Source organism: Moorena sp. SIO2C4, from assembly GCF_010672485.1.
GTDB lineage: Bacteria > Cyanobacteriota > Cyanobacteriia > Cyanobacteriales > Coleofasciculaceae > Moorena > Moorena producens.
The window spans coordinates 1-11,476 of record NZ_JAAHGN010000111.1 but is presented as its reverse complement, the minus strand read 5'-3'; the positions used below and the strand labels follow the sequence as shown (position 1 = coordinate 11,476).

The following is an 11,476-nucleotide window of genomic DNA, read 5'->3' as shown; positions in this document are numbered from 1 at the left end:
CGCTTTGGTCCACGAGTGCCAGGGGTAACCACTGGCATGCCATCAAATAAGGGAATCACCCAAGTTCTACCGACTTTATAAGCTCCTTTAACTCTGCCCTTGCTCAACAGGAAACGGACGCGAGTGGCAGAGATACCTAGTAATTCAGCGGCTTGTGCGGTAGAAATCATCATGGCGAAAAACCATTGTGTTTACGATATTGTTTATATTAACACGATTTTTTAAAAGATGCAATGGGTGGAAAGTGTGGAGATAGTGGTGGTTGAAAAAAACTGTTGCATTTACACTATGGGAGGTATAAGTGGTTAACGTGGATAATTGGAAAAACTATTGCATTTGCACTAGGGGTGATATAGGTGATGTGGGTGTTTAAAAAAAAACTATTGCACTATCACAAGTCTTTGGGTGGTGCGTTACGGGGCGGCTTCAGGCGCGTAGAGGAGAACATGAAAGCAAGCCCGCCCCTAACGCACCCTACGCAACAATTGCCCAATTCCCGATTCCCTGTTCCCGATTCCCTGTTCCCGATTCCCTGTTCCCTCAATGATCAAAATAAAAAAAATTCGGTCAAGTTCTGGTTAATTCCAATGCTTGACCGAATTATTTATTGTAATTGTCAACAACCCTAGAGTCCTTGACTATTTGTCCTCTATTTCGTTAGCAAATTGTCACAATCAACAACCTACTAACCTATTCCTCGTACTAATCACAGACACTTGAGACTTTGTCCTTTATCCTTGGTTTTTCCTTGTCGCCAGGGATTGGCATCCCTGGCAAGTTGCTATCTTAATCTACCGACAGATATCGAATCAATATACTGATTACTTCACCTGGATTTTCGGTAGGTTGAGGAGTGCTCCACTCATCAACTTGTGCGTAGCCAAGGCTATAAAGGCTGTAAATTGTCATCCGCACAGTTTTGGGAGAACCGATCAATATATGTTTGATTTGCTTCCGTCCTGGCCGGGATTCGCCAGAGGATTCAGGCGGATTAGGATTGTTAGGATTATCATCGGAATTCGGGATAAAGTCTTGATTGTCCATGATTAGTTTTAGGTGTTTTGTACGAGGACATTTTTATCTTATAAAATATTTTTTATGTTGTCAAGTAATTTTCAGATTTTTTTTGAAAATAATTTTGGCACGGAGGGGGTATTTATGAAAAAGTTTAGATTACTTTTTTTGTTTTTTTGCTTGATTTGGTAGTAGCGATCGCGTTTTTTTTTAGAGGTTGTCTGAGAAGTCTCATTTGCTACATTAAAGCCCCCTAAATCCCCCAATTTTGGGGGACTTTTACCAACAAATTGATTCTTGTTCCCCCCAGAATTGGGGGCTAGGGGGGCAAAATTCAATATCAAAAAACTTTTCAGATATCCTCTTAGAGCGTTTTGCTAGGGTATATTTGAAAGCGATCGCATAAGCGCGGAAGCTGAGGCCTTTGGGCCACGCTTTGCGAACGCTTCATCCCTTAGCGTGACATGCAGGTCAATCGCGTAGTTGCTCAATGGTTCCATGGCTTTCTATAGCATTTTATATCTCGATCCCCCCCAGCCCCCCGTGATCATTGGGGGGAGTCCGGAAAGTCCTGTTTATCAAAGGTTTAATTCCGGAAAGTCCCCCTTGTTAAGGGGGATTTAGGGGGATCAAAACCCAGGAATTATGGGTTAGATTGAGGGAATGCGATCGCCTAGCGTGACATGCAGGTCAATCGCTTAGTTGCTCAATGGTTCCATGGCTTTCTATAGCATTTTATATCTCGATCCCCCCCAGCCCCCCGTGATCATTGGGGGGAGTAATTAAAGTCCTGTTTATCAAAGGTTTAATTCCGGAAAGTCCCCCTTGTTAAGGGGGATTTAGGGGGATCAAAACCCAGGAATTATGGGTTAGATTGAGGGCATGCGATCGCATAAGCGCGGAAGCTTCGCGTGACTCGCATAGCGGCTCAGAGCATCGCGTTTTTTGTCGGGATGATAACTTAGGTAATTTTAGCGTTGATAATGGTAAAAAAATACACAGTTTTTTACCTATTTACTTATCCCTGCTCCCTAATCCATACTCCCTACTCCCAATAATAAAATTCCTAACCCAATTTAAACCTGATATACTATAATAAGTAATATCTAAACTAAATCATTGTTTGAGGTAGTCGTGGCGTTGGACTTACTGAGCGAAATATATAGTTCCTTTGAACCTTTTCAGCCTCCACCAAAAAAGGCTTATGTTGACTGTCAAGATGTTCGTGGAGGTTGGGAGGTTACTCGAGAGTTAGGAAGGAAAATTACCCGGTCTAAAAAGCCAACATGCCAGCTATACTCTGGGCACCGAGGAGTAGGAAAATCTACTGAACTTTTACGGCTAAAAGAGCATTTAGAACAAAAGAAGTATTTTGTGGTTTACTTTGCTGCAGATGACGAAGATATTGAACCCCAAGATGCTGATTATGCAGATATTCTCTTTGCTTGCACTCGCCACTTGGTAGAAGCAATTAAGCTTGAACAGCATAATCCATTACTAAATTGGATGAAAGATCGTTGGGAATCATTAAAGGATATTGCCCTGACCGAGGTAGCGTTTGATGGGTTAAGTTTAGAAGGGCAAATCTCACAGTTTGCCAAGATTACTACTAACCTTCGAGCAACACCAGATAAACGGCGTGAACTCCGCCAAAAAATCAACGCCAATACGCCATCTCTAGTAGAAGCCCTCAACGACTTTATCCAGGAAGCTCAAAACTCCTTGTCTGCTAAGTCTGCTAATAGTCTAGGAATTGTATTGATTGTTGACAACCTTGATCGCATGGCAGAAACCCAAGAAATAGGGAAACCAAGTAACTATGATGAAATTTATCTCAATCGCAGTGAAATGTTACGAAGATTGGCTTGTCATGTAATTTATACTGTGCCAATAGCCATGGTGTACTCAGGACGGGGAACTCAGCTCGAAAATAATTACGATAAACCTGATGTCTTGCCAATGATCATGATCCGCAATCCAGACGGAACAGAAAATAAACTAGGGCTAGACAAAATGAGGGAATTGATCTATTGTCGAATTGCCCTGATCGAACCCAACTTGCTTCAAACCCTAGAGGGGAAAGTAGATGGGCTAGATTTTCCGCCGGTATTTGATAACGGTGAGACCTTAAAGAATCTTTGTCTAATGAGTGGTGGACATGTCCGAAACTTGATGCAATTAATCCAGAAAGCGATTGACTGGACAGATGAACTACCGATTACTAAAAGAGCGGCAAAGCGAGCGATTGAAGAAACACGAGAGACCTATCAGAAGACTGTACAGGAGACTGAATGGGAAATTTTAGCACGAGCATGTCATCTCAAGCAGGCATATAATGATGTTGATCACTTACGTCTGTTGTTGAGTCGCTGCCTCTTGGAATACCGCTATTATGATGAAAACGATAACCTACAGATTTGGTGTAACGTTCATCCACTAATCGAAGGGATTCCAAGATTTCAAGATGTACTTGCCAAGGTGAGAGCTTTATGAGTCTTGCTAACTCATCTAACGATACTCCTCCCTCTCGGGAAGAGATTTACCAAGCCTTTTTGCGATCGCTGAAGCGACGGAGGGGATTTGGGATTGTGTTCATGCAATGTCCTCCAGCAGAGGCTAAGCGGATCATTGGGCGAGTGCATCAGGATTTACCCCAGAAGCAAATAGCAACCTTAACATTAACCGAGCCCATTGATAATCTTTATGATCGTGTTAAAAATATTCTAGACCGCGATCAATTGAGTATTCTCTTCATTCAAGGTCTCGAAAAATCTTTAGAAGCTTATATCAAGCCAGGATATCGGGGAGACGGGGATTACTACAATCTTGATACTGTTCCTACCATCTTGAGCCACTTAAACCAACGGCGAGAGCTATTTCGAGATAATTTTCCAACTCTTTGCTTCGTTTTTGTTTTGCCAGCATTTGCTATTAAATACTTTATTCGCCGTGCTCCGGATTTCTTTGATTGGGGCGCAGGTGTTTTTAATTTTTCTGTTGATATAGGAGCTAACGATTTCTCTGATAATGTAATCCAACCAGGGCAAAACAATATCAATATTGGTAGTGGTAGACCTGTTGGCGAAGAGATTGACTATTTTCAACAGGCTTTACAAAGGCAACGAGAAATCGGCGATCGCGTAGCGTGGCCTACGGCCAATCGCAAGGGTGAGGCAGATTGTTTAAGTAGCTTGGGTAATGCTTATCGATCCTTAGGCCAATATCGAGAAGCGATTAACTATCTTCAACAGGGTTTACAAATTCAACATGAGATTGGTGACCGCTACGGAGAATTAGCTTCTTTAAGTAGTTTGGGTGGAGCCTTATATTGCCTCAAGCAGTATGAGCGCTCCATAGCTTCTTATGATAAAGCAATCCAGATTTACCAAGAATTGGGACTTGATCAAGCAACTTTATTGAGTCAGATGCTGATTAATCGAGGTAATGCTTTAAAGAGCATAGGGCGGTTAGAGGAATCAATTAAGAACTACAATCAAGCCCTGGCAATTGAACCAAATTCAGATCAAGCGTTGGTTCAGTGTGGGGATGCTCTAAATCAGTTGGGACTATGAATTGCTATTACAATTAAACTCATTAAACCTAAGCACATCTTAATTATGGATCCCTTATCACTTTTGACTAGTATAGAAATATCAAAAATAGCGACATCTTTGTTAGGTACTGCTGCGGCAGTAGTGGGTAAGCATATAGTTCAATCTCTGACTAAAAGCGATGTCGAAAAAGCCATCAAAGCTGGAGCCAAAGCGGTTGATCAATGGGACAAACAACTCGATACTCAACAGCGGTTATTTTTTCATGCTCCCCCGGATGGCTGGAATGGAGTTAAGAAGTTTTTGGGCAACTATTTTACTAATTCTACTGTTGTGGAGGAATTACAGAAACCGTTAATTAATCAAGGAAAGCCAGACTGTGATTTGTTAGTCAGTCTATTCCAAAAGCAAGCTGAAACCAATAACATTAAACTAAATCAACAAGCTAGTCTCCAGCATTGGATAAAGACCTTTGTTAATGCTTATTTTCAGCATACTGCTACTTATCTCAAGTTTCAGGTAGCCAAACAGGATTATTGTAAACAGTTAGCTCACTGGTTTGACCATGTTACATTTGCTGGCATTGCTGTGGCTGGGCAACAGGTAGAAAAATCGGAGAAATTAGCCCATATTTTTGTAATGCCAGATGTAGTCGAGGAGGTGGCAACTGCTAGGGATTTGGAATTGGAGCGATTAGCAGAGGCAAGTGGTGAAAAACCAGAAAGGGAGCTGTTGAAAAAGACAACTCCTAGGAAATTTTTGGCTGATCAGTTATTGAATCAAAATCAGTCAAAACGAGTAGTGATATTAGGTGCGCCAGGCTCTGGTAAAAGCACGTTAATGAAGTATTTTGCCTTAATGTTAGCTCAGAGCAAGGCTGATGTTTTTGGGTTAGATGCTAATACTGACTGGCTACCAATTTTCATTGAGATACGAAAATTAGTCAGTCATCCAGATAAAAGCCTGATCGACTATGCCCGTATGTTTGCTCAAACAAACATGGAAGTCAAAAAATCCTTACCAGAAGGATTTTTTGACCATTGGTTGTCTGATGGTAGGGCGTTAATATTGCTGGATGGCTTGGATGAAGTAGCAGAAGAAAATAAACGCCATGATGTGGTCAGTCGCATCAATAATTTTTTAGGACAGTTTGACAGAAATCGCGCGATTATTACATCTCGTCCGGCTGGTTATAGACGGGACTTTTTCCGCACTGAGGACTTTCCCCACTATCAAATTGAATCCTTTGATGACGAGAAAATTTCAGACTTTATTGATAACTGGTATAGTAGTAGGGTGACAGACAAAGCAGAAGCGGAAAGGCGCAAGCAGAAGTTACGAAAGGCTCTGGAGGATAATGACCGGATTAAGCTATTGGCACAGAATCCGTTATTGTTGACAATTATTGCCTTGATTCATCGCTATCAAGTGGTATTGCCCAAGGAGCGCCATAAGCTTTATGACAAAGCAGTGGAGACCTTGTTAACGTCTTGGAATGCCAATAAAGACTTAAGTAGTGATAAGCGGTTGAAGTATTTGGATTTCGAGGATGATTTACGCCGGTTGATGGAATCCCTGGCTTATTGGATTCATACCCAGGGAAATGTTGAAACCCAGGGAAATGTTGAAAATAACGACAGTGAAACGCTGATTGACCAGGATGATTTGATTAATCAGTTGAAGGAGCAGATTAAAACCATGAAGGGGCTAGAGTTTCATAAGGCAGAGCGAGAGGCAAAACGATTTGTGGAATTAATTCGGGAGCGCACTGGTTTGTTGAATGAGCAGGGGCAAGATTGTTATGGGTTTGTCCATAAGACATTTCAGGAATATTTGTGTGCCCAGGAAATTAAGTATCAAGCGCTGCGTAAGTATGATTTTGATAAAATTTTAAATCCGATTCGGAACCATTTGCATGACTCCCACTGGCGCGAAGTGTTACTATTGCTCATAGCACAACAAACAGAGGAAAATGCCGCGAAAGCAATTCGGACAGTTTTGAATAATAATAGTAACTATGAGCAGTGGTTGCATCGGGATTTGTTGTTTGCTGGTAATTGTTTGGCAGAAGATCCGAGTTATTTGCGGGGTGCTGATCGTGAGTTAGTGCAAGAGATTTTAGAGCGGTTGGTTGAGTTGGAGATGAGTAAAGAGCGGGTTGGTTATAATATTCGCAAGCAGGTTTATCAAATAATTTGCAGTTTTTATGAAACGGATTTTCAGGCACCGGTATTGGAATTGTTGAAGAAGCAATCTGATTTAATTGATCAGGAACGATTGCTGAACTATCGAGCTGAGTTAGGAGAAAAAGATCAGGTAATTGAAATATGGCTAGAACGACTGAAGGATAATGACTCTGATGTGCGTAGAAGGGCAGCCTATAACTTGGTTCAATTGGGCAACAGCTCAGACACCGTAGTCAAGGCTCTACTAGCACTGCTTGAGGATAATAAATTTTATGTGCATAGTAGTGCTAGTAGAGCCTTGGGTGAATTGGGCAACAGCTCAGACACCGTAGTCAAGGAAAACATAGTCAACGGCCTACTAGCACTGCTTGAGCATCATAAATCTTCTGTGCGTTGGATGGCAGCCCATGCCTTGGGTAAATTGGGTAACAGCTCAGACACCGTAGTCAAGGCTCTACTAGCACTGCTTGAGCATCATAACTCTGATGTGCGTAGTAGTGCAGCCTATGCCTTGGGTGAATTGGGCAAGGACTCAGAAACTGTAGTCAAGGAAAACATAGTCAAGTCTCTACTACCACTGCTTGAGCATCATAACTCTGATGTGCGTATGAGTGCAGCCTATGCCTTGGTTCAATTGGGCAACAGCTCAGACACCGTAGTCAACACCCTACTAGCACTGCTTCAGGATAATGACTCTAATGTGCGTAGGAGGGCAGCCTATAACTTGGTTCAATTGGGCAACAGCTCAGACACCGTAGTCAAGGAAAACATAGTCAAGGCTCTACTAGCACTGGTTGAGGATAATGACTCTGATGTGCGTAGAAGGGCAGCCCATGCCTTGGGTAAATTGGGCAACAGCTCAGACACCGTAGTCAACACCCTACTAGCACTGCTTCAGGATAATGAATCTGATGTGCGTAGTAGTGCAGCTAGAGCCTTGGGTGAATTGGGCAACAGCTCAGACACCGTAGTCAACGGCCTAATAGCACTGCTTCAGGATCATAAATCTTATGTGCGTAGTCGTGCAGCCCATGCCTTAGTTGAATTGGGCAACAGCTCAGACACCCTAGTCAACGGCCTAATAGCACTGCTTCAGGATAATGACTCTTCTGTGCGTAGTAGTGCAGCCCATGCCTTGGTTCAATTGGGCAACAGCTCAGACACCGTAGTCAACGGCCTACTAGCACTGCTTCAGGATAATGAATCTTATGTGCGTAGTAGGGCAGCCGATGCCTTGGGTAAATTGGGCAACAGCTCAGACACCGTAGTCAACGGCCTACTAGCACTGCTTGAGGATAATGACTATTCTGTGCGTTGGAGTGCAGCCGATGCCTTGGGTGAATTGGGCAAAAGATCCATTATCCCCACTTTAACCGAATGGATTGAACAACACCAGGATTCAGACTATGTGGGCAGAGGTATTGATGTGCTGTGGAATTTGGTTGTATATAGGGAATAGGGAGTAGGGAGCAGGGAGCAGGGAGCAGGGAGGGTTTTGCGATCGCTCTCTTGTAGACTCTTAACTCGATTGGGTTTTGCGATCGCATTCCAAATCCCAGTCAACGAGAAATAGAGCGACTATTACAATAGTTCCGGTAACCTCTAATATAATCGTTAACCATATCAATCGCTTCAGGGCGCATGTTTCGTTGACGGGGAAAGTCCTTTAATACCGAAAAAACATTCTGGTAAACCGCACACCAATTCCCAATCCCTGCCCGTAATGATTTTTGTGCCTTAACAAGGCTACGGATGAAAGCAATAGAGAAATCCTCAGGATCCTTCACAACTGCTGCATCCAATAATAATAGAGCATTAGCTCGCTGAACTTGTCCCAGACTACTGCTTGATCTAGAGCGATTGGCTACGGCAACAACACTCTCCAAAGTAGGGTCATCCATGGCTAGTAAATAGCCTAGCGCTAGGGCTTCTGCTGCCGTTAACATCTCAAGGGTAATCGCTGATGGCTGCTGACTACGGCTGCGAGCAATATACTCAAGATACTGATTAGCCCTCTGGCTTGGCTCAACAGAAAACCCAAGTTGGTTGATAATCGCTGCTCGCACATCATGGGTAATATTGGGGTTGCTTAGGTTTTGGAAAACCTTATCATCAAGTCCATAAACCGAGGCATATGTAATCATATCAACATCTTTATATGCCTTAGCAAAAGGAGTACTAGTTAAGGGACTATCCGCCAACGCTACCGGAGCAGCTGTAACTATACAACCTACCACAACAGGTGTCAGTAATGGTGTAATTTTCATTATATCACTTTTTAACTTTGTGAGCTTGTAGGGTGGGCAAAAACCGTTGAATTATTTGGATTATTATAAATAATATTACTTTGCCCACCCTACTTGGGTTTTAGTTTGTAGCTTGTAGGGTGGGCAAAAACCGTTTAGTTCTTTTGATTCTTCTAGATTAGATTACTTTGCCCACCCTACTCATCTACTCATCGGTCTTGTAGGGTGGGCAAAAACCGTTGAATTATTTGGATTATTATAAATAATATTACTTTGCCCACCCTACTTGGGTTTTAGTTTGTAGATCGTAGGGTGGGCAAAAACCGTTTAATTATTTGGATTATTATAAATAATATTACTTTGCCCACCCTACTTGGGTTTTAGTCTTGTAGGGTGGGCAAAAACCGTTGAATTATTTGGATTATTATAAATTAGATTACTTTGCCCACCCTACTTGGGTTTTAGTCTTGTAGGGTGGGCAAAAACCGTTTAATTATTTGGATTATTATAAATAATATTACTTTGCCCACCCTACTTGGGTTTTAGTCTTGTAGGGTGGGCAAAAACCGTTGAATTATTTGGATTATTATAAATTAGATTACTTTGCCCACCCTACTTGGGTTTTAGTTTGTAGATCGTAGGGTGGGCAAAAACCGTTGAATTATTTGGATTATTATAAATTATATGTAAGCATTCAGCAGTCAGCGGTCAGCCGTCAGCTTGTTTTATTCAAAAGCTCTTTGGTGTAGCGTGCGCTATGGGCATAAACTCTTTCGGTAGCGTGGCGACAGGCTATCAGCTGATAGCTGATAGCTGATAGCTGATAGCTGATAGCTGATAGCTGATAGCTGATAGCTTACAATTATATTACTTTGCCCACCTTACTTTAATTCTTCCAAATTCCCAATAGTCAAAGTTCTTTCATCATCCGCCATCTCTGCTCTGAAGTCCATATCGATTTGAGTTGGATAACCTAAAGTCGGGTCGTAGGTAACATCAAGCTTATAATAATCCTTATCAATAGCCTTTTGGACAACATCGAATAGCTTCGAGACCGAATCATAGGTATTAAAAAATTTCCGATTAACTGGTTTGCCGCTATCAGCAGCAACAATCGAAGTCGTTTCACCATTACGGATTTCTACCACAACTGGGTTGGTGACTTCACCAATACAATAGCAACTTACCTGCAATCTATACCGGTAGTTATCAAGCTTTTGAGTTTCCCAACGTTCCTGGTTTTGTTCCAATAGCTGCTCAGGGGAAGGATCACTAGCACAAGCGGAAAGTGGCAGAATCATCACTAGTAATCCTAACCAACAATAGCGATAGAGTCTGGAGTGTAGCGTCATAGTGTTCGAGTCAACAAGTAGAGCGACCAATCATAATTCGGGATAGTTGACGAATTCCCTAGTGATTTTGTTGCCATTCTCCGTAGGAGGGCAGTAGTTGTGTAGGGTGCGTTAGGGACGGGCTCGCATTCATTTTCCGCCTCGTGGTCAGCGTTGGAACAGCCCGTCCCGTAACGCACCACCGGGTCAAACAGCTTTTAGAATATGCACCCCTTGATGGTCTAGTCAGATCAATTTTTAGTGGTCTTGTAGGTATCATAACTATCCAGCCCACTAACAAAGGGAACCGCTCCATATCGACCTTTGAGGTAGCCTTTCTGTAGGGACTCATCCTCACGAATTTTAAAATCTAGTAAAGAATAGAGCTTAGTGCTATTGTTGCTATCTTTCTCCATCAACCATACCTGGTCTTGATTTACTATGTCTCGATCTAGGAAAGTTGTATCGTGGGTAGTAACAATCAATTGAGCGTTATTTTGATTAGCTGCTTTATCATTAAATTCCTTGATTAAATAGGTTGATATTTCTGAATGTAAGCTGCGGTCTAGTTGATCAATAATTAAAATTTATCCATTATCCAAAGCATTTATCCAATATCCTCCAATTTCACATAATCGTTGGATACCATTTGATATGTCGATATGACCTCCCTTGATTAATTTTAAAAAATTTTCACTATAATTAGTATATCTATCAAATTTCAAAGCAGTAAAATTAGATAGATTTTGGAACCTTGCTGGAATTAACTTTAACTTAGAGCTAAACCAGATAAATATCTTTCCTAACTGAGGATGGTTATTTTGGGCGGCATGAGATAGAAATAAAGAATTGGGGCGAACAAAACCCTTAATACGTTCCTTCTCGCCTTTCAGCCCTCGCCCAAAATACCAATCATACTCCTGTTCTTCTGAACGATAGTTACGCTCAAACCACGTTTGAGGACGTCCTTTGGGATACGCGATTAGCCACTCTTCGTACACCCGCTCTTGGTCTAAGGAAAATCCGTATTGGTAGCGAATATTATCCTGAATGAAAATAATTTCAAAACAGCTCGGCTTCTGCTGGCAGTCAGCATTTAACCGAAATGGTTCGATATTCTCCCATCGAGTGCCAAGCTGCATGCCAGT

Annotated in this window: 10 protein-coding genes; 4 read left to right on the top strand and 6 right to left on the bottom strand. The window is 42.1% G+C overall.

Annotation, left to right across the window (positions count from 1 at the left end; all coding sequences use genetic code 11):
* Positions 1 to 173: helix-turn-helix domain-containing protein (locus F6K20_RS08785; RefSeq protein WP_287294441.1), on the bottom strand; the 173-nt coding region annotated here is incomplete at its 3' end.
* A gap of 183 nt (positions 174 to 356) precedes the next feature.
* Between F6K20_RS08785 and F6K20_RS08780 the strand changes: the two genes are divergently transcribed.
* Positions 357 to 629 carry a hypothetical protein gene (locus F6K20_RS08780; RefSeq protein ID WP_287294439.1) on the top strand — a complete coding sequence of 91 codons (273 nt, stop codon included), beginning with the start codon at positions 357 to 359 and terminating at the stop codon, positions 627 to 629.
* A 157-nt stretch (positions 630 to 786) separates the two neighbouring features.
* Here the strand turns inward: F6K20_RS08780 and F6K20_RS08775 are convergent, their stop codons facing one another.
* Positions 787 to 1,044 carry a hypothetical protein gene (locus F6K20_RS08775; RefSeq protein ID WP_008183892.1) on the bottom strand — a complete coding sequence of 86 codons (258 nt, stop codon included), beginning with the start codon at positions 1,042 to 1,044 and terminating at the stop codon, positions 787 to 789.
* 1,089 nt (positions 1,045 to 2,133) lie between these two features.
* Between F6K20_RS08775 and F6K20_RS08770 the strand changes: the two genes are divergently transcribed.
* Genes F6K20_RS08770 through F6K20_RS08760 form a run of 3 tightly spaced genes read left to right on the top strand, consistent with a single transcriptional unit; the run spans position 2,134 to position 8,210 of the window.
* The gene (locus F6K20_RS08770) at positions 2,134 to 3,507 is read left to right on the top strand and encodes an ATP-binding protein (RefSeq protein ID WP_287294437.1); all 1,374 of its coding nucleotides are present in this window, start codon (positions 2,134 to 2,136) and stop codon (positions 3,505 to 3,507) included.
* Positions 3,504 to 4,586 (top strand): tetratricopeptide repeat protein, encoded by a 1,083-nt coding sequence (locus tag F6K20_RS08765; protein ID WP_287266688.1) that lies wholly within the window; start codon positions 3,504 to 3,506, stop codon positions 4,584 to 4,586. Before F6K20_RS08770 ends, F6K20_RS08765 begins: the two co-directional genes overlap by 4 nt.
* A 45-nt stretch (positions 4,587 to 4,631) precedes the next feature.
* On the top strand, positions 4,632 to 8,210 hold the full coding sequence (locus F6K20_RS08760; protein ID WP_287294436.1) for a HEAT repeat domain-containing protein: 3,579 nt from the start codon (positions 4,632 to 4,634) through the stop codon (positions 8,208 to 8,210).
* A gap of 100 nt (positions 8,211 to 8,310) precedes the next feature.
* On the opposite strand, the gene F6K20_RS08755 is transcribed toward F6K20_RS08760, so the two are convergent.
* From F6K20_RS08755 to F6K20_RS08740, 4 genes are all read right to left on the bottom strand, one after another.
* On the bottom strand, positions 8,311 to 9,018 hold the full coding sequence (locus tag F6K20_RS08755; RefSeq protein WP_287294434.1) for a hypothetical protein: 708 nt from the start codon (positions 9,016 to 9,018) through the stop codon (positions 8,311 to 8,313).
* Between the two features lie 860 nt (positions 9,019 to 9,878).
* Positions 9,879 to 10,349 (bottom strand): DUF6174 domain-containing protein, encoded by a 471-nt coding sequence (locus tag F6K20_RS08750; protein WP_287294433.1) that lies wholly within the window; start codon positions 10,347 to 10,349, stop codon positions 9,879 to 9,881.
* A gap of 230 nt (positions 10,350 to 10,579) precedes the next feature.
* Positions 10,580 to 10,906, bottom strand: coding sequence for an AAA family ATPase (locus F6K20_RS08745; protein WP_287266708.1), 327 nt, complete (start codon positions 10,904 to 10,906; stop codon positions 10,580 to 10,582).
* Between the two features lie 9 nt (positions 10,907 to 10,915).
* Positions 10,916 to 11,476 (bottom strand): AAA family ATPase (locus F6K20_RS08740; protein WP_287294431.1); only part of this gene is annotated, 561 nt, incomplete at its 5' end.